The sequence below is a fragment of the Peribacillus sp. NPDC094092 genome (genome assembly GCF_050279365.1).
Classification (GTDB): Bacteria; Bacillota; Bacilli; order Bacillales; family DSM-1321; genus Peribacillus.
Map to the genome: position 1 here is coordinate 1,187,466 of NZ_JBNNUC010000001.1, position 23,453 is coordinate 1,210,918.

29 protein-coding genes are annotated in these 23,453 nt (G+C 40.7%); 10 read left to right on the plus strand and 19 right to left on the minus strand.

Annotation, left to right across the window (positions count from 1 at the left end; genetic code table 11):
- Positions 1 to 16 precede the first annotated feature (16 nt).
- Together ACQKNS_RS05625 and ACQKNS_RS05630 are read right to left on the minus strand one after the other, a co-directional pair.
- Positions 17 to 163, minus strand: coding sequence for a hypothetical protein (locus tag ACQKNS_RS05625; RefSeq protein WP_202190634.1), 147 nt, complete (start codon positions 161 to 163; stop codon positions 17 to 19).
- 92 nt (positions 164 to 255) lie between these two features.
- On the minus strand, positions 256 to 495 hold the full coding sequence (locus ACQKNS_RS05630) for a YkuJ family protein (RefSeq protein ID WP_034314086.1): 240 nt from the start codon (positions 493 to 495) through the stop codon (positions 256 to 258).
- 182 nt (positions 496 to 677) lie between these two features.
- Between ACQKNS_RS05630 and ACQKNS_RS05635 the strand changes: the two genes are divergently transcribed.
- Both ACQKNS_RS05635 and ACQKNS_RS05640 read left to right on the plus strand, forming a co-directional pair.
- Positions 678 to 1,637, plus strand: a complete 960-nt coding sequence (locus tag ACQKNS_RS05635; protein WP_427641552.1) for an MBL fold metallo-hydrolase — start codon at positions 678 to 680, stop codon at positions 1,635 to 1,637.
- A gap of 91 nt (positions 1,638 to 1,728) precedes the next feature.
- The gene (locus tag ACQKNS_RS05640) at positions 1,729 to 1,962 is read left to right on the plus strand and encodes a glutaredoxin family protein (RefSeq protein WP_427641553.1); all 234 of its coding nucleotides are present in this window, start codon (positions 1,729 to 1,731) and stop codon (positions 1,960 to 1,962) included.
- 75 nt (positions 1,963 to 2,037) lie between these two features.
- Here ACQKNS_RS05640 and ACQKNS_RS05645 read toward each other — a convergent pair whose 3' ends face one another.
- The 4 genes from ACQKNS_RS05645 to ACQKNS_RS05660 all read right to left on the minus strand — a co-directional run bounded on the left by ACQKNS_RS05645 (position 2,038) and on the right by ACQKNS_RS05660 (position 6,258).
- A complete protein-coding gene (locus ACQKNS_RS05645) occupies positions 2,038 to 2,526 on the minus strand; it encodes a DUF3993 domain-containing protein (RefSeq protein WP_427641554.1) in 489 nt (162 codons plus the stop codon).
- A 181-nt stretch (positions 2,527 to 2,707) separates the two neighbouring features.
- The gene (locus ACQKNS_RS05650) at positions 2,708 to 2,935 is read right to left on the minus strand and encodes a hypothetical protein (protein WP_427641555.1); all 228 of its coding nucleotides are present in this window, start codon (positions 2,933 to 2,935) and stop codon (positions 2,708 to 2,710) included.
- A gap of 73 nt (positions 2,936 to 3,008) precedes the next feature.
- Positions 3,009 to 4,214, minus strand: coding sequence for an EAL-associated domain-containing protein (locus ACQKNS_RS05655; RefSeq protein WP_427641556.1), 1,206 nt, complete (start codon positions 4,212 to 4,214; stop codon positions 3,009 to 3,011).
- A gap of 187 nt (positions 4,215 to 4,401) precedes the next feature.
- Complete coding sequence (locus tag ACQKNS_RS05660; protein WP_427641557.1) at positions 4,402 to 6,258, minus strand: SLC13 family permease; 1,857 nt, start codon at positions 6,256 to 6,258, stop codon at positions 4,402 to 4,404.
- A 163-nt stretch (positions 6,259 to 6,421) separates the two neighbouring features.
- Between ACQKNS_RS05660 and ACQKNS_RS05665 the strand changes: the two genes are divergently transcribed.
- Positions 6,422 to 7,285 carry a metallophosphoesterase gene (locus ACQKNS_RS05665; protein ID WP_427641558.1) on the plus strand — a complete coding sequence of 288 codons (864 nt, stop codon included), beginning with the start codon at positions 6,422 to 6,424 and terminating at the stop codon, positions 7,283 to 7,285.
- Positions 7,286 to 7,452: 167 nt separating this feature from the next.
- On the opposite strand, the gene crcB is transcribed toward ACQKNS_RS05665, so the two are convergent.
- Complete coding sequence (crcB, locus tag ACQKNS_RS05670; protein WP_427641559.1) at positions 7,453 to 7,815, minus strand: fluoride efflux transporter CrcB; 363 nt, start codon at positions 7,813 to 7,815, stop codon at positions 7,453 to 7,455.
- Complete coding sequence (locus ACQKNS_RS05675; RefSeq protein ID WP_427641560.1) at positions 7,812 to 8,192, minus strand: fluoride efflux transporter FluC; 381 nt, start codon at positions 8,190 to 8,192, stop codon at positions 7,812 to 7,814. Before ACQKNS_RS05675 ends, crcB begins: the two co-directional genes overlap by 4 nt.
- Before the next feature lie 117 nt (positions 8,193 to 8,309).
- Here ACQKNS_RS05675 and ACQKNS_RS05680 point away from each other — a divergent pair, with 117 nt between their 5' ends.
- Positions 8,310 to 8,669, plus strand: a complete 360-nt coding sequence (locus ACQKNS_RS05680; protein WP_427641561.1) for a hypothetical protein — start codon at positions 8,310 to 8,312, stop codon at positions 8,667 to 8,669.
- 290 nt (positions 8,670 to 8,959) lie between these two features.
- Positions 8,960 to 9,466 (plus strand): YkyB family protein, encoded by a 507-nt coding sequence (locus tag ACQKNS_RS05685; RefSeq protein ID WP_427641562.1) that lies wholly within the window; start codon positions 8,960 to 8,962, stop codon positions 9,464 to 9,466.
- 54 nt (positions 9,467 to 9,520) lie between these two features.
- Here ACQKNS_RS05685 and ACQKNS_RS05690 read toward each other — a convergent pair whose 3' ends face one another.
- Both ACQKNS_RS05690 and corA read right to left on the minus strand, forming a co-directional pair.
- Positions 9,521 to 10,426 carry a chemotaxis protein gene (locus ACQKNS_RS05690; protein WP_427641563.1) on the minus strand — a complete coding sequence of 302 codons (906 nt, stop codon included), beginning with the start codon at positions 10,424 to 10,426 and terminating at the stop codon, positions 9,521 to 9,523.
- 511 nt (positions 10,427 to 10,937) lie between these two features.
- On the minus strand, positions 10,938 to 11,912 hold the full coding sequence (corA, locus tag ACQKNS_RS05695; RefSeq protein WP_427641564.1) for a magnesium/cobalt transporter CorA: 975 nt from the start codon (positions 11,910 to 11,912) through the stop codon (positions 10,938 to 10,940).
- 157 nt (positions 11,913 to 12,069) lie between these two features.
- On the opposite strand from corA, the gene ACQKNS_RS05700 reads away from it, so the two are divergent.
- Positions 12,070 to 13,218 carry an aminotransferase A gene (locus ACQKNS_RS05700; protein WP_427641565.1) on the plus strand — a complete coding sequence of 383 codons (1,149 nt, stop codon included), beginning with the start codon at positions 12,070 to 12,072 and terminating at the stop codon, positions 13,216 to 13,218.
- A 100-nt stretch (positions 13,219 to 13,318) separates the two neighbouring features.
- Here the strand turns inward: ACQKNS_RS05700 and ACQKNS_RS05705 are convergent, their stop codons facing one another.
- The 7 genes from ACQKNS_RS05705 to ACQKNS_RS05735 all read right to left on the minus strand — a co-directional run bounded on the left by ACQKNS_RS05705 (position 13,319) and on the right by ACQKNS_RS05735 (position 19,380).
- The gene (locus ACQKNS_RS05705; protein WP_034314117.1) at positions 13,319 to 13,684 is read right to left on the minus strand and encodes a hypothetical protein; all 366 of its coding nucleotides are present in this window, start codon (positions 13,682 to 13,684) and stop codon (positions 13,319 to 13,321) included.
- Between the two features lie 65 nt (positions 13,685 to 13,749).
- The gene (locus tag ACQKNS_RS05710; RefSeq protein WP_427641566.1) at positions 13,750 to 14,652 is read right to left on the minus strand and encodes an NAD(P)-dependent oxidoreductase; all 903 of its coding nucleotides are present in this window, start codon (positions 14,650 to 14,652) and stop codon (positions 13,750 to 13,752) included.
- Positions 14,653 to 14,658: 6 nt separating this feature from the next.
- Positions 14,659 to 15,444 carry an SDR family oxidoreductase gene (locus ACQKNS_RS05715; RefSeq protein ID WP_427641567.1) on the minus strand — a complete coding sequence of 262 codons (786 nt, stop codon included), beginning with the start codon at positions 15,442 to 15,444 and terminating at the stop codon, positions 14,659 to 14,661.
- 319 nt (positions 15,445 to 15,763) lie between these two features.
- Positions 15,764 to 17,482, minus strand: coding sequence for a phosphoenolpyruvate--protein phosphotransferase (gene ptsP, locus ACQKNS_RS05720; protein WP_427641568.1), 1,719 nt, complete (start codon positions 17,480 to 17,482; stop codon positions 15,764 to 15,766).
- Positions 17,482 to 17,748, minus strand: a complete 267-nt coding sequence (locus tag ACQKNS_RS05725) for a phosphocarrier protein HPr (RefSeq protein WP_076366836.1) — start codon at positions 17,746 to 17,748, stop codon at positions 17,482 to 17,484. The genes ptsP and ACQKNS_RS05725 overlap by 1 nt, the downstream gene beginning before the upstream one ends.
- A 214-nt stretch (positions 17,749 to 17,962) precedes the next feature.
- Positions 17,963 to 18,748 (minus strand): ABC transporter permease, encoded by a 786-nt coding sequence (locus ACQKNS_RS05730; protein WP_427641569.1) that lies wholly within the window; start codon positions 18,746 to 18,748, stop codon positions 17,963 to 17,965.
- A complete protein-coding gene (locus ACQKNS_RS05735) occupies positions 18,748 to 19,380 on the minus strand; it encodes an ABC transporter ATP-binding protein (RefSeq protein ID WP_427641570.1) in 633 nt (210 codons plus the stop codon). The genes ACQKNS_RS05730 and ACQKNS_RS05735 overlap by 1 nt, the downstream gene beginning before the upstream one ends.
- Before the next feature lie 185 nt (positions 19,381 to 19,565).
- On the opposite strand from ACQKNS_RS05735, the gene ACQKNS_RS05740 reads away from it, so the two are divergent.
- Positions 19,566 to 20,351: a thermonuclease family protein gene (locus ACQKNS_RS05740; protein ID WP_427641571.1), complete on the plus strand. Its 786-nt coding sequence runs from the start codon at positions 19,566 to 19,568 to the stop codon at positions 20,349 to 20,351.
- A 451-nt stretch (positions 20,352 to 20,802) separates the two neighbouring features.
- Here the strand turns inward: ACQKNS_RS05740 and ACQKNS_RS05745 are convergent, their stop codons facing one another.
- A complete protein-coding gene (locus ACQKNS_RS05745) occupies positions 20,803 to 20,937 on the minus strand; it encodes a hypothetical protein (protein ID WP_427641572.1) in 135 nt (44 codons plus the stop codon).
- Between the two features lie 281 nt (positions 20,938 to 21,218).
- Between ACQKNS_RS05745 and ACQKNS_RS05750 the strand changes: the two genes are divergently transcribed.
- Entirely contained in the window at positions 21,219 to 21,707 is a 489-nt protein-coding gene (locus tag ACQKNS_RS05750; protein ID WP_427641573.1) for a sigma-70 family RNA polymerase sigma factor, read from the plus strand.
- Positions 21,708 to 21,755: 48 nt separating this feature from the next.
- Here ACQKNS_RS05750 and ACQKNS_RS05755 read toward each other — a convergent pair whose 3' ends face one another.
- Positions 21,756 to 21,950, minus strand: a complete 195-nt coding sequence (locus tag ACQKNS_RS05755) for a hypothetical protein (protein ID WP_098371164.1) — start codon at positions 21,948 to 21,950, stop codon at positions 21,756 to 21,758.
- A gap of 453 nt (positions 21,951 to 22,403) precedes the next feature.
- Between ACQKNS_RS05755 and ACQKNS_RS05760 the strand changes: the two genes are divergently transcribed.
- Together ACQKNS_RS05760 and ACQKNS_RS05765 are read left to right on the plus strand one after the other, a co-directional pair.
- On the plus strand, positions 22,404 to 22,580 hold the full coding sequence (locus ACQKNS_RS05760) for a YkvS family protein (protein ID WP_064505160.1): 177 nt from the start codon (positions 22,404 to 22,406) through the stop codon (positions 22,578 to 22,580).
- Between the two features lie 199 nt (positions 22,581 to 22,779).
- Positions 22,780 to 23,406 carry a hypothetical protein gene (locus ACQKNS_RS05765; RefSeq protein WP_427641574.1) on the plus strand — a complete coding sequence of 209 codons (627 nt, stop codon included), beginning with the start codon at positions 22,780 to 22,782 and terminating at the stop codon, positions 23,404 to 23,406.
- The last annotated feature ends 47 nt before the right edge of the window (positions 23,407 to 23,453 follow it).

Consider the following 23,453-nt stretch of genomic DNA (forward strand, 5'->3'; position numbering starts at 1 on the left):
TTTCCGCAAGTGATATTTAGCCTTTACTAGTTTTGATGTTAACCTGTTTAAAACCGCATTCCGGGCATTGATAAATCACATTTTGGTTGGATTGTGCTGTTAATACATTTTCCATTTCTCTTTCCTCACCGCATGCTGGGCATATTACCATTGGATTTTTCATTTTACATCCCTCCAATTAATAAGATGTGTAAATTTCACTGCTTCATTCACAATAAAAAAGCCGCTTCAAAGGAGGCGGCTTTTCGTGATTATTTAAGATTGAAGAAGATCAAAGATTTCAATGGTAATCATATCAATATTATCGAATTGATATTTGGATGATTTCCCTTTATCACTGTATACTTCAAGCTCGAACATTTCTGTTTTGCTGAAATATGTAACCTGGCACTTTTTCACACCATCTATTTCAAAAAAACGTTGAGCAGATTCAGATTCCTTCGCTTGCTCTTGAAGACTTTTCAATCTGGTAAGGATGCCCTGTAATTGAGACATACTCCCTCTCCTTTCTGAATAAAACCTTTTCGATAGGTTTCACTATACCATACTTTTCTATCCAGTAGCCACGCTGAAATAAATTCAGAAAATTTAAAACTTCATTCTTTACATGGCACTATTAACAGAATAAAATAAGGAATGGATTTTGTACATGAAAAATTTTTTGGGGGTAGATTCTGTTGCAAAACATTAGTGAACTTGGTTATCGCATTTCATTGATTGATGGTTTTGATTTGGATAGAAGAAATCGAACAGGTACATATGTAATTGCCGATGAAGACATCACCTTAGTCGAAACTTCCGCCAGCCCTTCCATCCCCCACTTAATGAAGGGGCTCGAACTTTTGGGAATCGCCCTCGAAGATATTACATATATCATTCTTACCCATATTCATTTAGACCATGCAGGTGGAGCTGGACTTTTTTTACAGCATTGCCCGAACGCCAAAGTGATCGTCCATCCAAAAGGTGCACGTCATCTAGAAGATCCAACCCGTTTGATCGCTGGGGCCAAAGCAGTCTATGGTGAAGAGTTCAACAAGCTTTTCGACCCGATTTTACCTATTCCGTTTGAAAGAATGCTGATTAAACATGGTCGGGAATCCCTTCAAACAAGTGATGATTCAAAGTTGACCTTTTATGACACTCCCGGACACGCAAACCATCATTTAAGCATATTCGATTCGGTTTCGAAGGGGATGTTTTCAGGTGACACCGTAGGGATCTATTATCGTGAACTCGATGAAGAAGGTCTGGAATTTTACTTACCTTCAACATCGCCTAACCAATTTAACCCCGAAGCGATGCTTGCAGCAGCGGAATTGTATGAAAGCATCGGTGTCGAACGTATATATTTTGGCCATTATGGGATTTCCGAAAACCCTAAGGAAGTGTATAAACAACTTCATTACTGGTTGCCTAAATTCGTCACGACTGCCAAATCGGCATTCAGGGAATATGCAAGCTTTGAAGAACGAGTGGCAGCGACCAGTAAAAATATTTTCACGGAAGTCGCCTTTCATTTAGGCGAAAAAGGAATCACCACAGATCATCCTGTTTTTGAAATCATCGCAATGGACCTGAACGTTTGTTCCATGGGATTGATAGACTATCTGGTCAAGCAGGAAAAAGGAAAGTAAAAGGGTACTAGGGGTGTTTTCCTATTCAAATGTATTGCCATCCTCTATAATGAAAAAATAAACTTACCTAAATCATACTTGGAGGATTGAAATGAAAGACGTTACGCTATATACCCAACCTGATTGCCCTCCCTGCAAAATCATGAAAATGTTTTTTGATGATAATAATATCGTTTACAAAGAAAAGGATATTAAAGCAGATGGACAGGCTCGAAAAGAATTAACGAATAAATACAGCGCCTATTCCACACCAACGGTCGTCATCAATGGGAAAGCCATTGTTGGTTTTGAATTGGACGAAATAAAAAAAGAACTGAACATATAAAAAAAGTCTAGAGAAGGCTGTGACCTTCTCTAGACTTCTACTTTCAGCTCCATATTTTTCTACTATGAAGTACTTTCATTCTTTCATTTTTTCACTTTCATACTTTACATCCATTACCTTCCAAACGCCATTTTCCTTTTTCAAAGTAACTGATTCAACATGTTTTTCCATCGATACCGGTCCGTCCCCACTGTCCTGGAATTCCTCCTGAACATAAATGACATCACCTTTTTTCCCATATACAATTTCCGTATTCTTGTCGTAACTGAAAAAAGGGATGTAATACGGAGCGAAATCCGATCCAAATGCCGTATAACCGCCATCGACTTTCACTACATTCGCTTTGACAAATTTCTTGATGAAATCGCCCGAGAAATGTTTATCCAGTTTCCCTTCAATCGCTTCCTTAGTACGGACTTCCTCACTGATCGAACCTTGATTCTCCATGGCATCCTGTACTAAAGATAGTACTTCTTCTCTATGTAAGCCCTCCGCTGAAGTTGTGTATCCTCCACTTAAAAATAAAAGGGCACTGGCAAGACATGCAACTAGATATTTCCTCATTACAATCATCTCCTTGTTATAGAATTTCTCATAATGTTTCTTATTTTTGCCTATGCCTTTCAATACCCGTCAAAATCAAAGCCAAACTAAAAAATAAAATTCTCCGGAATACCCTGATACCATTGTCCATTCTTCACAATAAAAAAGGAGATTTCATGATATTGAAATCTCCTTCTCACAATTATCGAAATGCATAGTAAAAAATAAAACCGGCAACCAAAATCGTCCCGACGAAAAGAGAAACGAATACCGGGTTCTTTAAATAAGGATGTTCTTTAACAGAATCATCGATAGTCGAATCATATCTGGCCTTCACTTTCTGTGCCCTTGCGACAGAATAAGTATAAAAGAGCAGATATAATGCCATGAGTGTAACGATTATGATTAAAATCCAGATGTACGTGCTCAAATATGTCTCCTCCAAGCGCATCATTTCTGCTTATCGTTACACATTTAAAGCAATTATATTCATGAATCGTTTTTTATAATAGTGCTTCATTTTCATATAAATAACTATAGGAAAGATCACAAAAAATGTATTCCTTATTATTCAGGGGATATGAAAAGGTCCGTATCGTTTCCCCTGTTTCGATATCACTGTATAAATCGGATAGTCTTCCTTTTTTCTCATTGCGCATCTTTACGATATTTTCGAGAAAATAAGGTCTCCAGCTCCAATTTTTATTCATATAACTGGGTTGGACTAACCATTGCCCGTCTTTATGTAGGATATTGGGAGATTTTTGATACCCCTCTTCATCACAAATATAAAGCCGAAAACATACGGAATCCATCTTTTTCGCCAAAATACCAAGAAACTCTTCATGGGAGCCGTTCCGCTTTTGCTGTTTTAAGAAATTTTGCATATTCTCGTTGAATTGCAAAGTTTTTTGATAAACGGCTTCAAGCTTCTTGGTCTCTAAAGAAATGAAGGATTGACATTCTTGATGGAATTTTTCACGAAGTAAATCTTTATTAATGAATTCGCCTTCCGGTTTCGCCAAAAAATACCCTTGATAATATCGTCCCCCATTCTTCCAAGCAAAACGAAGCTGGTATTCGGATTCAATGTTCTCAAATAGTAAATTGGCGCCGATTTTTCGCGCAAGCATGCTTAGAGAAAACAGGATGACCTGATAGGCATCCCCTCCTGCAATGCGAAGCTGGTCCAGGTTAACTTTTAAAATATTCGGAGAAATCTGTGCGATTCGGTCCAATTGCGTATCTTGTCCTAAATGATCTAAAGCTATCTTAATCCCATATGTTCTAAAGTAAGCAAGTACATGCTGCAAAGGATCCAAATTTTCCGGACTGATCGTGTCTGATAATTCCAGCACGATCCGGTGCATTTCCTCCGGTTGAAAATGACGATGTAAAATTTCCATGAATTCTTCGCCATGATCCAGCATAAGCAAATTAGGATCTCTGTTGATAAAGATAAGAAAATCTTCACCGTAGTCTTTTATTCTCTCAAGTGCAATTTCAAGTACGTAGTTATCCACTTCCACCCTATACTCTTCCGGTACTTCGGAATCGTGAAAAAAAGGGCCAAGGCTCTTATATTCCGATTGTTCCTCATAGCGCCCTAGAATTTCATACCCGATTACCTGATGTTGATCTGCACTGAAAATCGGTTGAAAGAATGGTGTCACCCTGTCTAAATTCTTTAATATCTTTTCTGTATCCATGATGCATCTTCCCCCTAATTACGAAAACACCAATATGCCAAAATTATACCATTAGTTTCTTGCCTTGATAATAAATAATTTTAATTCCTACTGCATAACTCTTTTTTCAGCACCACATTTATCCAATCCATTAGAAAAAAACATTGAAAAAGCATTGTCCATAAATGGAACAATGCTTAATTACTTATCAAAAAGGGAAGAACCATGGTATCGTGATCACCATGATAACACCAATGAAGATCTGTATCGATATCCCGATCATGATAAAATCTTTATGCTTGTAATCACCTGCCGTCATGACAAGCGCGTTGGTAGTGGCAACCCTTGGAGTCGATAACGCCAAACTGCCAGCAATGGCAAGGCATATAAACACAGGAAGGGGATCGATGCCTTGGTTCACCGCAGATGTCAGTGCAATTGGCGTCATGATTACCGTCGCGGCCCCATACGGGATGAATTGGCTCAGGATCAGTGTCAGGAGGTAAAAGACCGCTAATATGCCGTGTGCCCCGATATTACTGAATAAAACGGCCAGCCAGTCACTTATCATCCTCACTCCGCCCGTATTATCCAATGCAGCCGTTATTCCGAACATGGCGGCTATCAAAAGAACAGGTTCCCAGTTGATCTTTTGGTAAGCATCCTCCACCGAACGGACACAGCCAGTGATCACCATCAACAATGCGGCCGTCAATACCGATAGTACGGCAGGGACGGACTCCATCGATAATAGAATGACCATCAATACAGTGATTCCCAAGGCAATCCATGCTTTGCCTTTGGAGTTGACCGGAGAGCCGTCTTCCGATGTACTTCCAATGACGATGACATCCTGTAAATCCGAGGAAATCCTCTCGATGTTCTCCCATTCCCCATGTATCAGGATTGCATCCCCCGGTTTAAGGCGTTCCGTTCCGACATCGGCTTGAATATATTCACCATTCCGATTGATTGCAAGTACATTGCATTGGTATTTCTCACGAAAATGCACATCTATCAAGGTTTGATTTTCATAATCCGAGTTCGGGACGATCAATATTTCTGTCAATCCAAATCTACTGCTAAGAAAATGTTTCTTGATTTGTTCGGTATTGAAATGTTTAAACTCCAGTTCATAGTTAAGTGCCAATCTCTCAACTGCTTCTTCTTCACCAAACACCAAAATGATATCTTCAGGATGAAGAACCTCATCCGCCCTTGCTGAAATCGTCTGCTGTCTTTGCAACAGCGGTAATTGCTTATCCTTTGTCTTCCGTTGGATTTCGATTAAAGTCAATTCATACTGAATAGGAAGCTGGAGGTCAGATAGTCTTTCTCCAACAATATCCGAAGTAGCGGGTATATGCAGGTAATGCAATCTGTCATATACTTTGTACATCCCTGCAAGCTCCCCTGCCGACAGCCCCTTGACACTATTGTTCGCGGCAATCGTCTTCTCGGGCAGCAACAGGCGTCCGAGAGTCAACATGAAGAATAATCCTGCCGCAAAGGCGACCAAGCCCACTGGTGTAAAGTCAAAAAATTCTAATGTCCCTATTCCGTTTTGCCGTAACTCATCAGCAACGATCATATTGGAGGGAGTACCTGTCAGTGTTAATAGCCCTCCAATACTGCTTGCATAGGCAAGTGGCAATAAATACCTTGTCGGACTTGTTTTTTGTTTTAGGGCCATGCTCATAACGAGCGGAAGCAGCAGGGAAACTATTCCTGTTCCGCTTAAAAAGGCACTTAATATGCCTGCTGTCAGCATGACGATAAGCAGCGATTTCCATTCACTGCCCCCACATAACCCCAACAACTTATTTCCTGCCTTTTCCACGATTCCTGTATTCAACAGGCCGGCACCGACTATAAATAGCCCGGCCAGCATGATGACCACCTGATTCGCAAAACCGGCCACCAGTTCATCCAATGTAAGAATCCCCAGTAAACCCAGAATGGATAGTGCACTAAGTGCAATTAAATCTGCTCGGAATTTCCCTTGTATAAAAAGCGCAATCGCGCATAGAAGTATAATCAGTGTAATAAACATTGGTTCGGTCATCATGTTACCTCCGTATAGATGTTCAATTTCAAACCGGATACGGTTTCATCAAACCCCAGTTTACATGTTTTTCATATGCCCATAGAAGATATTTTCTTCATTTTATGTATATTGTTTGTTAGTATGAGGAAGTAACATTTTTATATTAGATAGGTTGATTAATTTGAATAAACCCATATCCAGAAGAACATTCTTAAAGAAAAGTCTTGGTACATTGGCTACCATAACCGGTTTAGGTATTGGCGGAAACTATTATGCCCATAATCTGGAGCCGAAATGGTTGGAAATCAAGCATAAAATCATCAGCCATCCGCTTATCCCAAAAGGTTTTCATGGCATGAAAATGGTCCAATTCAGTGATACCCATTTAGGCTTTCAATTTCAGCTTAAAGATTTACAAGCAATTGTCAATAAGATAAACCAGCTGGACCCTGATGTTATTTTATTTACCGGAGATTTGATGGACCATCCTAATGAATACAAGGATTACCAAAGAATCCCCCTCGTTTTAAATCAGCTCAAAGCGCCACTTGGAAAATTCAGCATCTACGGTAACCATGATCATGGGGGATATGGCTCAGAAATTTACAGCGATATCATGGAGAAATCCAATTTTACCATGTTGCAAAATACCTCAACTAAGATTACCTTAATAACGGCTGAAGAAATAGTCATTGCCGGGGTTGATGATGCCATGCTAGGAAAACCGGATTTTGAAAAAGCACTAGTTGGAATCCCTGAAGAAGTGTTCACCATTATGCTTTCGCATGCCCCTGACCTTGCCGACATATCAAGGACTTATGACATTCAGTATCAAATAAGCGGCCACAGTCACGGAGGTCAAGTACAAATCCCCTTTGCAGGTGCCCTTGTAACTCCCCCATACGCTGAAAAGTATCGGGAAGGCACGTATGAACTCGATTCATTAACGTTGCATGTTAATAGAGGGCTAGGCACTACCCGTCTCCCATATCGTTTTCTTTCACGTCCGGAGTTGACTGTTTACGAATTCCAATCCGAAAAATGATAGGAAATGAATACAGGGGAAAACAGCCAGACTTTTTAAAAAAACCTGTGCGAATGACTTGTTGCCATAAATCATGTGTAATGGACTCCTATGAATTATAGCATTAGAAGTATATTTGAGAAAACCAGGTTTTTTTTACCAGTACCAAATGGCAATTGCCATAAAGGTTATACCATACTTAAATAGCCGCACAGGAAAGTTCCGATACACCCTAAAACAGACACCGTTATATAGATAAGGCTATCTATATAACGGTGTTTCTTAATAAGTTCAAGTGTTTCCATGCTGAATGTTGAAAAGGTCGTAAAAGCACCCAGGAAACCTATTGTCAGAAAAACATGCAAAGATACGGCCCAGCTTTCTTTCTGTGGCAACGCCATTCCGAGCCCAAAGGAACCTATAAGGTTAATCAGTAAAATGCTCATGGGGATCGAGACGGCCGGCAATAGCTTATTAAAAATAATTTGCAAGATATATCTTGAGGCTGCTCCAAAAAAGCCTCCTATAAAAACTGAAAGGACCTCAATCAAAGGGACTCACCTCTCCGTCTATTAAAAAGGCCCAGTCCGAAGAAACCAGCAACCAAACCCAAAAAAAGCGTGGCACCAATATACAGTCCCGCCAATGCCAGGGAAGTCTGCAGTAGCTCCACCACTTCTTGGGAAAATGTGGACATCGTGGTGAATCCGCCGCAAAACCCGCTGCCCAGAGCTAAAAAAACAAGCGATTTCTTTTTCGTGGCGAAATAGCCATTGATCATTCCAAGTAAAAAGCTGCCTACTATATTTATTAAGAGGGTTCCAAACGGAAAGAAGGAATGGCCAGCATTCAAGATTACGCAATATCGCAATATCGCTCCGGCCGCTCCTCCAAAACCGACTGCAAAAATGCTTTTAAACCGATCCATCAAGGTCCCCCCAAATTTTTCTCATAAGTAGATTCATTATAACAGATTAAGATGAAACAGGCTCTTTTCTTAAAAAAATCCATACTATGTAAAGAATTTGAGAAAAGGAGGCAAATTATGCAAACACAGTATTTTCCTTACTACCACTATCCGCATACCATTATGATGCAGAACGATTACAGAAATGCATTCGGGAATGAATATGGACCTGAATATTGGAATGACGAGCGCTTCTTTCCTTTCTTTCCGCTATTGGCGCCTGTAGCTTTTGTTGCAGGATTGGCAATTGGACCGTTGCTATTCAATAACCGTCCACCTGTCTATCCATATCCTCCTCCATACCCTCCCGCTTACCCTCCTTACCCTGCTTACCCTGCTTATCCACCGTACCCTGCTTATCAAGGCTTTCAGGGTTACCAGCAACAAGTCGGCGCACAGGCCGGGGTATCTGAAAATATCAATATATACACTCAATAAGGGTTGGACAGAAGGCGACATGAACGCCTTCTTTTTTTGGACCAAAAGGCGTCGGATTGAATTTTACTTCCCTATATATTTTGAAGTGGTATAATATGAAAATGAATAGATGGTAAAGTGTTGGGAAATGATGGTCATACCCTAGAGATGTACATGCAGTATTTTTTCACTATTTTCTGCCTGGTTGCACACACGTCTCTATTTCAACCAATATATATAAACGGGTTTTATACTGAAGGAAGTCTGTTTGTAACGTCCTTCTAACCTCATTAAGAAAAGGAGTTTCCGCAATGAACCAAACGAAAGGACATTCTGAAAGGGATGAGTTTTCGATAAACTCCCTTGCCCAAGCCGTGTTTATCGTCAATAAACATGCAAAGACTGCATTGGAGCCCAAAAATTTATATCATTTAAAACGGCTCGCATTAAGCAAGCTTATGCAAGAAGGAAAAGCGAAGAAGATTGGACTTCACTTCTCTGATAACCCTCGCTTTGCAGCACAACAATCCGACGTCATTGTCGAATGCGGATCATATGTTTTTCATTTGCCTCCCACAAAGGAAGATTTGAAAAAACTACCCCACCTGGGCAGCCGGGCAGCTTCCATACGGAACCCAAAAGCCGCGTTGTCATTATCCAAGGCAAAACAGATCCTGCAATCTTACGTTGGACAAGCAGGTGAAAAACAACCGAACAATACGAACACCGAGAAAAGGGCTCACGGTCGTGGGTCGGTCAAGCAACCTTTTCACAATCCGTTCCCATCCTCCTTTTTAGGAAAAGGTTCCAAGTATTAATCATTGATAAACCAAACGGGCCATGAGGTAACGCCTCATCGGCCCGTTTCACATTCATAATACCAATCTGTCTATCAACTTTATAAGCTCTGCAATTTCAGGCTTGCTGATTTGAGCGTCAGCCCCTACTACCTGACCTTTATGACGAAGGCTTTCAGTAATCAAAGAAGAGAAAATAATCACCGGCAACCCAGCGAGTTCCCCGTTTTCCTTTATTCTTCTAGTCAAATGATGGCCATCCATTTGAGGCATCTCAATATCGGTAATCACAAGATGCACTTCTTCTTCAACCACTTTTCCTGATTCAATTAAATTCTCCAGATAATTAAATGCATCAAGTCCATTTTCATAAAACTCCAAGCACTTGAATCCAGCTTCTGACAATGTATCAAAAAGCAATTTTCTCAGTAATGGAGAATCTTCTGCAATCAGGATTCTCTTGTCTGAATTTTGCCGGGTACCAAGCTTTTTCACCTGTTGGATGTTTATTCCAGATTCTGGATTGATTTCGACCACTATTTTTTCAAAATCGAGCAACAGTAACATTTCACTATTTAATTTTATTACTCCGATAATCTGACTTTCAAGGCCTTGATACATATTCGAAGGCTTTTCGATTTGGGACCAGGAAATACGGTGGATCTGTGTTACGGTATGGACATGGAGAACCACTTTTTGCTGATTGAATTCAGCCACTATGAATTTATCCTGCCCAGGAGTTTCAGATGGCGGAAATCCTAAAGCATCCGCCACATTCACAACTGGCAGGACTTCTCCACGAAGTTCAATGATTCCCTCCACATTTGGATGGGAATGGGGGACAAGCGTGATGGGGACAGGATTAATGATTTCCTTCACCTTGATTACATTTATGCCGAATTTATTCTTTCCAAGACCGAATTCCACTATCTCAAGCTCATTCGTTCCGCTTTCCAGTAATATTCCTTTATGTGCTTCCATTGTGTCATCTCGCCCTTCTCTTACTTTTTCATTTCATAATTCCACGAAAAAGTTCATGGTTTTATCAATGAACTCCTACCTAATAATTCGGTTAAATATTTCTTTTATTTAGAGCACAGATAAAAAAAGGACCAGGAAGTGATGAGGATCTATTGAAGCCAAACTAAAAAGGGGCCCATCAGGGTTCCCCTTTTTTTCAGATTCATTTTTCACCACTGCCATCCCGGCCATCCTATTGATAAGTAAAGAGCCTGTCTCTTCGACATAACCCGCTCCATGATATAACTGACATGGATATAAGCAGACCTGATAGGCTTTCCCCTAAACCCTATTCGCATTTAGGGGAAAGCATGAGGATGGTCGTTCCGATTAAAATGAATGATCGCCCATTTTCCATCTTCGCTCCATTCAAAAAGTACTGCCCCGCGATGATATTCCCGCCATGCAACAGTATGCGGCATATCCCCAATTCCTAACCTGAAACTAGAATATCAGGCTCATTTGGCTCAGTTCATCTCTTCCGTGACCTATTCTTTGGATTGAGCCAACCCTTTTTAACAAAGAATAAAAACATCATCAAGGCAATTCCGCCCATCATTCCAAGAATGAGGAAATAGCCATAATGCCAATTTAATTCCGGCATATATTCAAAATTCATCCCATATACGCCCACTATGAAGGTCAGCGGCATGAAAATGGTAGTGATGACAGTCAATGTCATCATCGTTGAATTCATATTATTGGAGTTCACGGATAAATAACTATCACGGATATCGGAAGAAAAATCCCGATAGGATTCAAGCATTTCAGTCAATTTAAGAAGATGATCGTACACATCATTAAAATAAAGGTGCTGATCTTTCAAGTAATTCAGCCGCTCTGATGAAATCATTCTGTACAATAAATCCCGCATCGGCAATATGGTCCGACGGAGCCTGGACATATCTGTACGTAAATCGAAAAGCTGATCCATCAATTCGTTAATCGTGTCATTTTCAGTATTTTCCTCAATGCTGCCCAATTCGCTTTCAATTTTATAAACAGGTGGGAAGAATTCATCGACGATCCTATCAATTATCCTATGCATCAAGAAAAAGGGACTTTGCTTCAACATTTTATTACCAGCAATTTCTTCCCGTACCCTTTCCAGTTCAAGCATCTCTTCCTTATGAAAACTGACTATCCATTTTTCACCAACGAACATATCCAATTCAACTGCTTTAAATACCTTCTCCCTCAGAGCGTGAATCACTAGAAATTGATACCCCTCATAAAAATCCATTTTGGGACGTTGATTAAAATCATCCAGGCAGTCTTCAATGGCCAGCGGGTGAAAGTGAAAATGATTGGATAAAAGTTCGATTTCCTTGTTTGTGGGGTTGGAAAAATCCACCCAGAACCACTCGATATCCGGATTATTCATTTCCGTTAACGGTAAATCAAAACTGATTTCTTGATTAGAAGTAATGGCGCAAGTCCTTATCAAATGTATCAATCCTCAAAATTTTCTTATCATCCATTATACCTTTAATTCATTAATCTTAAAAAGTTTTCTCCCCCACCCAAACAAAATGATAAAATAGAATGAATGAGTCAAACATAGTACATAATCCATGTAGTTAGATAAGGGAGGATATTCATAGATGGAGCATTTAATAAACCCTCTAGTAAAAGACGTTCAAATATCGGGAATCCGTAAATTCTACAATATGGTCGCTGATATCGAAGGCACCATTTCCTTAACGATTGGACAGCCTGACTTTCCAACACCAATGCATATTAAAGAAGTGGCAAAACAAGCCATCGATAATGACTACACCGTTTATACTCACAATGCCGGTTATCTGGAATTAAGAGAAGCCGCTTCAAAATATGTAAAGGATAAATACAACCTTACCTATGATCCGGCGAATGAAGTCCTAGTGACTTCTGGTGCCAGCGAAGGCATAGACATTACCTTTCGGACGATTCTCATCCCAGGGAACGAAGTGATATTACCCGGTCCGGTGTATCCAGGATATGAACCCATCATTAAGATGTGCGGTGCAACACCTGTTTATGCCGATACCACAAAAAATGGATTTCGTTTGACTGCAGATATAATTGAAAAGTACATAACTGATCATACACGGTGCATCGTTCTGCCCTATCCATCGAATCCGACCGGGGTTACCTTATCTGCCGAAGAATTAATGGACATTGCCGAACTTGTAAGGGACAAGGACATATTCATATTGGCAGATGAGATATACAGTGAACTGGTATTCGATCAGGAACATGTTTCGATTGCCACCTTCCTAAAAGAACAAACCATCGTCCTGAACGGATTGTCCAAGTCCCATTCCATGACCGGGTGGAGGATAGGCCTTCTGTTTGCACCTGTAGCCATCTCTCAGCATATCCTGAAGGTTCATCAATACAATGTGACTTGTGCCGCCTCCATATCGCAGAGAGCTGCCTTGGCAGCATTGACGGCAGGCATGGATGATGCCATTCCAATGAAGAATGAGTATGCCCGGAGAAGGGAATACGTATACAGCCGCTTACAAGCGATGGAACTGGAAATAGTCAAACCAAATGGTGCCTTTTACTTCTTTATTAAGCTGCCCGAAGGCTATGCCTCTTCCCTTGATTTTTGCCTCAAGCTTGTCCAACAGGAAAAAGTCGCAGTGGTCCCTGGAGATGCCTTCTCTCCGCTTGGCGAAGGGTATTTCAGAATATCTTATGCCTATTCCATGGAAACCCTTGAAAAGGCTTTGGACCGTATTGAAGCTTTCTTAGCTAAAAAGTAACCGAAAAAAAAGTGGCCTTCAATTGAATGAACATTTGAAGGCCACTTTCCTATTATTCAAAGGTGTCAGGCTACCGAAGGTTTTTCACCAAGCAAGTCAACTAATACAATCTCCGTAAAAAACGAATTTCCCGATATCCTTCTTCCTTATTTGTCGTGGTAAGGCTCACTTCAACGATGGACCCAAGTAAATCAGCCATCACTTCTTCAAATTCTTTTGCGGAGCGCGGCTTTGAAAAACCTAAACTCTTCAATTCGCGCATCAGGATCTGAAAACCGGCATTCGTTTCGATATGACTGAATTTCACCGGCAAGATTAGCGGACTTTCATTCATTAATTTCAAATCCCAACGAATGGGCTTTGTTTGATGAATGGTTTTTTCCCGTTTGAAGCCTTCAATCCTTACAATATATCGACCATCTTCTAATTCCTGGAATTTCATATTGATATCATCGAATTCGCCCATAGCTTTCACTCCTTTTTGTAAAGGCTGTCGCTATCAGCTTATTCATGATAAAGAAATGCTAGCACTTAATTATAATGTTTATATAACGCCTGTGTACCGCTATTTTCCTCGCCAGCTTCTGCCAATCCCTCATATAAGGATTTGCTTAGGCTTAATCCAGGAGCGTCCATTCCCATTCTTTCCGCTTCATCAAGTGCAATCTTCATATCCTTGATAAAATGCTTGATATAAAAACCGGGTTCAAAATCCCCTTCAACCATCCGCGGCACAAGATTGGACAGTGACCAGCTTCCGGCAGACCCCGATGATATGCTTCTTAATACCCGTTCCGGATCCAACCCCGCCTTTTGGGCATAGGAAATCGCTTCAGTCACTCCGATCATATTAGATGCAATGGCGATTTGATTGCACATTTTCGTATGCTGTCCCGAACCAGCAGGGCCTTGATGGACAACATTGCTGCCGATGATATCAAAAATGGGCCGGACTGCTTCAAACGCCTCACTAGACCCGCCGACCATGATCGTAAGCTTTGCATCACGGGCACCGATATCTCCTCCGGAAACAGGTGCATCCAATGATTCCATGCCTCTTTTCTTGGCTTCCTCCGCTATTTTCACTGCCAAAGACGGAGTGGAGGTCGTCATATCGATTAAATGGGTTCCTTGTTTCCCGTTCTCGATAAGCCCACTTTCCCCAAGATAGATTTCCTCCACATCACTAGGGTATCCCACCATGGAAATGATCACATTAGCTTTCTGCGCAATTTCCTTTGGTGCAGATGCCCACTTCGCACCCTGTGAGAGAAGTTCACTTGCCTTATCTTTCGTCCTTGTATAAACAAATACCTCAAACCCCGCCTTAAGTAGATTTGCGGCCATACTTTTTCCCATAACTCCTAAACCTATGAATCCGATCACTTTGTTCGATTGAATCACTGCAGATTCCTCCCAATCATTTTGTTTCAAAAATCCTTAAATGGACTTTATCATTCCCCCGTCAACTAAATAGGATTGACCCGTTAAATATGTATTGGCACCTGAAACGAGGAAAGTAACGAACTTTGCAAATTCCTCGGGTTCCCCATAACGGCCAAGAGGGATTTTGTTAATGGATTGTTCAGTCATTTCCTCAGGAGTGACGCCTTGTTTATCTGCATTCATTTTATCAAGGTGCTGAACGCGGTCCGTTGCGATTCTTCCTGGTCCGACTGTATTGATCAATATCCGGTCTGGTGCTAATTCAGAAGCTAACGTCTTTGACAATCCAACGATTGCAGTGCGGAATGTATTCGATAAAATCAATCCTGGAATCGGTTCCTTAATGGATGAAGAAGCGATATTAACGATTTTCCCGCCTTGTTTCTTCAAATGTGGCAAGCTCTCACGGATCGTCCTTATGAAGCTAAGTAAATTAAGTTCGAAAGATTGTTGCCATTCTTCATCATTGAAATCAGTAAATGAACCCCCTGGAGGACCTCCGGCATTATTTATGAGAATATCGATACCTCCGAACTCTTCAGCAGTTTGCCTAACCAAGTTTTTAATATCTTCAGGTTTTGTTATATCCGTTACCATATAAGCAACTTTACCAGCCCCAAGCTGCGATATTTCCCTTTGCACAGCGGCAAGCTTTTCTCCATCACGGCTGGCTAGCATGACATTTGCTCCTTCTTTAACCAATTCAGCTGCCATGGCCTTCCCCAAGCCTTGACTTGAAGCTAAGATCAAAGCATTTTTCTTTTCCAAATGTAATTCCATATTTTATCATGACCTCCATTTTCTCGAATTTATAATTCCATTATATCGCCATATCCGAAAAGTGAAAAATCTGAATAATCATTCTTGTGTTTTTTTATATCCAGAGGCCAAAAAAATGGCCGGTTGGATAACCCAACCGGCGTCAAAGGGGGAAATGAGAATGTCAGCTGCCCTATTAGAGCTAAAACAACTGTGCTTGCTTTTTATTTACCCCCATTTTGGTGCAATAAACATTTTTTCTTAAATGTTCAATTAAAAATTACAGAAAAGCACCCCATCCGAAGATTCTATGGATGGAGTGCCATTTTTTGTCATTTTTTTATTTCTTCAAAGCGTTTATTACCGCTTCTTTCACATTATCATTCGTATCCAACCCTAAAACTTCCTGAGATAGTTTTTTCATCTCTTCAAGCGAAAGTTGGCTAATTAAAGAACGTGCTTTTAAAATCGAAGTGGCACTCATTGAGAATTCATCAAGTCCCAAGCCGATCAAAATCGGTATGGCAATTTCATCTCCAGCCATTTCCCCGCACATCCCGGCCCATTTCCCCTCTTTATGAGCGGCATCTATGACCATTTTAACCAGGCGTAGAATCGCTGGGTTATATGGTTGATATAAATAAGATACTCTCTCATTCATTCGGTCAGCGGCCATCGTATACTGAATCAAATCGTTAGTGCCTATGCTGAAGAAATCGACTTCCTTCGCAAATATATCAGCCATCACTGCAGTTGAAGGGATTTCAACCATAATTCCGACTTCAATTTTTTCGGCAACTTGAATGCCATTATCAAGCAATTCCTGCCTAACTTCAGCCAAGACGGCTTTAGCTTCGCGGAATTCGGCTAGTGTGGCGATCATCGGGAACATGATTTTCAAATCCCCGTAAACGCTAGCGCGAAGCAGGGCACGGAGCTGGGTCCGGAAAATCTCCTGCTCATTTAAGCAAAGGCGAATCGCACGGTATCCAAGGAAAGGATTCATTTCCTTAGGAAGCTCTAAATAAGGCAACTCCTTGTCTCCGCCTATGTCAAGCGTTCTGACGACTACAGGCTTACCTGACATACCTTCCAGCACCGCTTTGTATGCCTCGAACTGCTCTTCTTCACTTGGAAAGTCATTTCTGCCCATATAGAGAAATTCCGTACGATATAACCCGATGCCTTCACCGCCATTTTGATGAACGCCATCCAGATCTTTCGGAGTGCCTATATTTGCAGCCAATTCCACATGATGGCCATCATGTGTAACGGTTTTTTCATGAACCAGTTTAGCCCACTCAGCCTTTTGCATGGCATAGGCTTCCTGCTCCTCTTCATACCGTTTCACGAGTTCAGGAGTAGGATTTATGTGCACTTCACCCTTTAACCCGTCAATAATGACCAAGTCACCATTTTCAATGGACGAGGTTACTGATTTTGCTCCGACGACTGCAGGAATTTCCAACGAACGTGCCATTATGGCTGAATGGGATGTACGTCCACCGATATCAGTCGTAAATCCTTTGACGTATGCAGGATTCAACTGTGCTGTATCGGATGGAGTCAAATCTTCCGCAATGATGATCACTTCTTCAGCAATCATGCTTGGATTTGGAATATGAACACCTAAAAGATGCGACAGTACCCGTTTTGTGACGTCACGGATATCCGCTGCCCGTTCCTTCATATATTCATTATCCATTTGTTCAAACATCGTAATGAACATGCTTGCGGTTTCATTTAAGGAAAACTCAGCGTTGACGCTTTCAGATTGTATTTTATCCTGAATGGGAGTTATAAGTTCCGGATCAGCCAAAACAAGCAGGTGTGCATCAAAGATTGCGGCTTTATCGGCCCCTAAATCCTTTTCGGCTTTATCCCTGATTATCTCCAATTCATTTGTTGACTTTTGAATAGCTTCCTTAAAACGGGATATTTCCGCCCCGACATCTTCTATGCTTCTTTTTTCAATCGATAAATCCGGCTCTGTCAGTCGATAGGCTTTAGCGATGGCTATTCCGTTTGAAGCTGCTATTCCACTAATCAAAGTGGACATTATTCTGCTAATCCTTCTCTGTTCAACGTTTCAGCAAGTGTATTTAGTGCATCATTTTCATCGCTTCCTTCAGCAGAAATCGTAATTTCCGCACCTTGGCCAATACCCAATGACATAACACCCATAATGGATTTCAGGTTTACTTTTTTCTCTTTATAAGAAAGGTTTATTTCTGAATCAAATTTTCCTGCAGCTTGTACAAGCAACGTTGCCGGACGAGCGTGAATTCCTGTTTCTGCAGTTACTGTAAATGTTTTTTCTACCATATAAATCAATCTCCTTTAAGATAAATTAACAAAAATAGGTTATGTAAGGGGGTTTCTCCATCCACTCAGAAAAGAAATGAAAAAAAGAAATGCCCTTTTCCTTATCAGGATAGCATTATCATTCCCAACAAACAAACCAAAACTATTGGTACCTACAAAATAGTACAAAAATATAGATGGAACTGCAACTATTACTTTTCAGATTCTTCAATGATTAAATGGATAACTGGGCGTTTTTGGTAAAAAAGGCCCTGAAACTCAGCATTATGAAAAGGACCACCGTTAATGAAACACTTCCGAGAATCCCGATTAATATGGCAATCTGGTATTCAATAGCGATGAGCGGGCTTATCCCCGACAGGATTTGCCCCGTCATCATTCCTGGAAGGAAGATAATCCCCATCCCGAGCATATTGTTCAAAGTCGGGAGCACTGCGGAGTCGAATGCAGCATCCACATATTTCTTCACAGCCCTTGCTGGAGTCGCCCCAAGCATCAACATCGCTTCCACCTTTTCACGATTACTGCTAATCCCATCATGGAGGTTTTTAAGCGCCAATGTCACTCCAGTCATGGCATTCCCCACGATCATCCCTGCAATTGGAATGAAATACCTCGGCTCATACCATGGCGTGAAATGGATCACGACCACATTAAAATAAAACAAGGCCGCCATAGGTCCTGACAACATACTTAGGATAACCATCTTTTTGATTTTCTTATTAATTGTATAAGGCACTTGCTTAAAAATATTATGGATGGAAAACAGGGCCATCGCACATAAAAATCCTAAAGAAAGTAAAGGGTGGGGATTTTCAAAAATATATGTCAAAACATATCCGGCGAGAATGAGTTGGACCGTCATCCGTACTGTAGCGAGCATGATTTCCTTTTCCCGTGAAATCCCCCGCCATTTCACGATTATGAGCAAAATCACTACAAAGACGTAGGCCGCACAAAGACGCCAGAACTCAATATCTATTATCCCATTCGCCTCCATTAATAGTCACCCTCCTTTGCCTTTTTCAGAACGATCCTCTTTTCAGCACATATTTCCGTAAGCTGTTTTGAATGGGTTATCATGATCACCGTTCCTTTTTCGCTCTTCACTTCTTCTAAAAAACGGCCCATGACCGTCAGCTCGGCTTCTTCATCAAGAGCTGAAGTTGGCTCATCCAGCAAATACACCTCGGGTTTCAATAAAAGTAACCTAGCCAATGCCAATCTCTGTTTCTCCCCGCCAGAAAGATTCTCCGCCCCCTCGTCTAAAGGCTTCTGCAACTGGACGGTTTCTAGGGCTTTAACCAATTCGGCTTCATCCTTTTTTTTCCGTTCTGTCAATTCCAGGCCAATCTGCAAGTTTTCTTCAATCGTACCAGGTAAAATGAACGGTGACTGGGAAAGCATTGTGACTTTACGCCGGAGCTCTATCGGGTTGAATTCATCCAGCAACCGATCCTGATAATAGATCGAACCGCTATCCGGGTCATCCATCCTGTTCAATAATCGGAGCAGTGAGGTTTTCCCTGCACCGCTTTCCCCCGTCAAGCATGTAACCATATAAGCGGATATTCTCAAATCATCAATTTTCAAAATCCCTTTATGCCTAATATTTTCAAGCCTAAATATCATTTTACACGCCTGCCTCCCTTACTCCACCATATCATTATAAGAAACTATCTTGATATGAGGTAGCGATGCATGTAAAAATTTCAATGATTTTCATTTTCTTTCCCTTTTTTATAGGTTAGTATTATTTCTGCCGAATATATCCATGATGGACTTGGAAAACACCTAAATAAATGGAGGGACTTAACATGAACGGAAATTCCTTTTTACATTCTTATCTGAATGTTTTTCTCCTGACTGCACTTTGCCTGATCACGTTGTCTGGCTGCCAGGCTGCTTCAGATAACTTAATTAATCAATCCAAACAGGAAGATTCAATTTCAAATGAAGAAAAAGGCAAGACATTCACAGCTGAAATCATTAAAGTTGTTGACGGAGATACTGTAAAAATCAAAATGGCTAATGGAAATGAAGAAACGGTCAGGCTTCTTTTGGTAGATACTCCAGAAACCGTGCACCCATCCAAGCCCGTTCAGCCTTTTGGACCTGAAGCAAGCAAATTCACCAAGGAACTAATGCCAGCGGGTTCTGAAGTGGAAGTAGAAACCGGCATTGGTGAAAGAGATAAATATGGCCGGCTGCTGGCCTATTTTTATGTTGACGGTAAAATGGTGAATAAACTCCTGCTTGAAAAAGGACTGGCCAGGGTGGCTTATGTTTATGCACCGAACACGAAATATCTAGATGAATTGGAAAATGTTCAGAAACAAGCCCAAAAAGATGAAATCGGTATTTGGTCAATTGAAAACTATGCAACTTCAAAAGGGTTTGATGATTCGAAGTCCATGGAAGCTTCAGTGGAAAAGCCAAATGCATCTTGCAGTAACCCGCAAATTAAAGGGAATATAAACTCTAAAGGCAACAAAATATATCACATTCCTTCGGGCCAATATTACGAAATAACCAAACCGGAAGAAATGTTTTGTACCGAAAAAGACGCACAGGATGCTGGATTCCGAAAATCGCAAAGTTAACAAATACAATGGTTATTGGCATGCCCGCTTCCGAACTCGCATTTGGAAATTCCAGGGGGTACATAATGATATATAACAGGTATGAAGCATAACTTTTTCTCCCCCACTTCCGTATTTTAATGAGGAGGAGTAAGAAGACATATCTTTATATGTACAGACTGTAGACAATTTAAAGGAAGAACAGTTTAACTTTATTGAAAAAAGTTCCAGCTTGATTGAAGGAAAACCATTGAAGGTAAGCTAGTCTCAAACTTGATTTGGGATGAGTCCAGTTGATTGGAACGGAAGGTACGAGACTCCTGCAGGAAAAGCGCGTACAAGGGGGACCCCACAGGTAAAAAAGCGCCGAGGAGGCTCCCGGACCGTCCGAGGAAAGCAAGTGCCTGTAGTGGAAATCAACGTTCTTTTTACAGACCCTCAACTAATCGTTTCAGTGATTTCAGAAACCCGCTCACTTTCCGCCGACTGTCTGCCTACCCTCATCAAAGCAAGCATCAAGAGGGGCTCGGCTAGCCAGTTTTTCGGCAGGAGTGTCGCAAACTGTTTTATTTACATATGACCATTCCGAACTCCCTTTTGTCGACAAACTGAACGCCTCTCATGATCTATGGCTTTACATTAAATGGAGAAGTATTGAATGGTTTTGGCACATCCAATCCAAGGATGTGTTTTTCATTTGGCCATCGCCTCATTAAAATCAGTTGAATCAACATTTTCCTATTAATAAGATCCTCGTTATTCCCTTTAAAACCCACTTATTATTCCTTCCATTTACCCGTTATGCCATTTGGCTTTTGCCGAACGATTTATATATGGTAGAAGAACCCGGGAATACAGGAAAGTGCACTTTCTATAGGTGGCTGCTTAATGGAAGATTTCTCAGCACTAACGTCCGAATTCACGCCGATGATCCATCATATAATCCGCTCACTTTCCATCTATAAAAATAAGGAAGAATATTTTCAAATAGGATTGATTGCTTTATGGGAGTCATATGGAAAATTCAATGAGGAATGCGGTCAGTTCTCCAACTATGCCTTTACGGTAATCAAAGGCAAAATTCTGAACGAATTAAAGCACCACCATAAATATGAAGCCCACACCGAACCATTTGATTCCTTCATACTAGAGATTAAAGATCCATTTTCAATACACGATGAGGCCTTTGCCATCGATAATATCTTAACCTACACGGATGGATTGACACTGAATCAGCAACGCTGGCTTTTACAGACGTACTTGGGGAATAAAACGGTGACTGAAATTGCTGAGGTATATCAAGTTACTGCCGCAGCCGTCAAATCATGGAGAAGGTCCGCTTTAAATAAATTAAGGAAACAATTGATTTCTCCATAATGAATAATTCAGGGTGGCTCAATCATGAGCCACCCTGAATTATTTCCATTAACTTCTCGCTTCTTCTAAATACGTATAAATTATCACACCGTTATGTTGAGCGTTCCCCCGAAAATGTTTAAAGTCTTCCCTTTTAACAAGAACCTCACGAAAAGGTAAAAATTCTTCTTTTGTTATCCTGAATTCATCCATTTCCCGATTTGCCAGTTTATCCAGTACATCTTTTGCTTCTTCTGCATTCATAAGATTATCCTCCTTACTCATCAAATGTTCCATCATTTCTACAGGAGAAATTCCGTTTTTATTTTAACATAAGCTTGCCTCTTAATATAATTCCAGAACTTTTTGGGCCCCACTGCTACTTAATTCTTTACGAATGCTTTAAAATAGTGCAAACTGTATAGTAAAATATCATAATGTAAAATGATTGGCATTTTTTGTACATATAATTACATACTGGTACGCATAACTGCGTTCGCAAGACATACCAAATTATGCCACATCATTACAGCTGCTCCATTACAAGAAATCGTACCTTCCTTTAAAAGTTTAGCTTACTGTACCGACATAAGAGATAACTTTTTCTCTTACTAGCACTTCCCACGTCAAAATCTAAAACGCAAGATGTTCGAATAATCCAATTACTCCATAGTTACTTTTTGATCATTGGAAACAAAATGGGAAAGGATGATTGCCATGAAGAAAGCGGAAGTTGGAAATATCATTGAATTTAGAGAAGGCTTAAAAGGAATCGTCGAGAAAGTGAACGAGAACTCAGTAATCGTGGACGTCACGTATATGGAAAATTATCGTGATTTGGAACTTGAACAAAAAACCGTCGTCAACCATAAAAATTATAAAATCATAGGATAATTGAATGTACTCAAACGGGATGGTTACTAGATGACCATCCCGTTTTTCACTTTATCGCATCCTGCGAATTGATTTCCCCGCTTTTTGTAACCATTTCCATTTCATTCCGTCTAATTCATTAAAGGGCAAATTACCTGTATTCGATGCAGGTGACTCCAAATTCAGATTGAAATTTCTATCAGAAAGATGAGGGAAACACATGACTAGTTGGACACGTTATATTGGCTGTGTCACATTCGCCGCATTTCTTCTGACTGGCTGCGGCTCGACCACAGACGAAAATGCAGATGAGCCACAGGAAGACTCAGTAACAGAGGGGAACGAAAGCAATACCTCTCAAGGAGATAATCACAATAACCGAAGTGATAACAAAGTAAGACTGATGGAGCAAAACCTGCAATATTCTATTAACGGGGAAGCAAAAGAAAAAACTGCTTTCCTAAAGAAAAGTGATAATCAACCGTTCAGCCTTTATGTTTTGCAACAATTTAAGTTAAGTGCCGAAGAACCTGGAAAGGATATCGTGTTCCTGACTGAAGATGACTCCATTTATATGAGAATCGAATTGTTGAATGCGGATGTCAATTGGGATGAGGTGGAAAAAAATGTTCAAGCCCAACTGAAAAGCATATCAGAAACAATTAGCGATCCTTCACTTGATGTCGAGGGAGGAACGGGCTTTGAAGTGGAAAGCGGCGATGATGTGATTACATCCATATTGCTCAAAGATGAAAAATCACCCATCCGCTTAACTATATTCACGAAAAAAGATAGAGATTACCGGGATGCTTTTCTAGAGATGGCTAAAACGCTGATGAAAAGGTGAACATTCATTATACCCTGATACGGAGGGCTAAGGACAGGCCCTCCGTT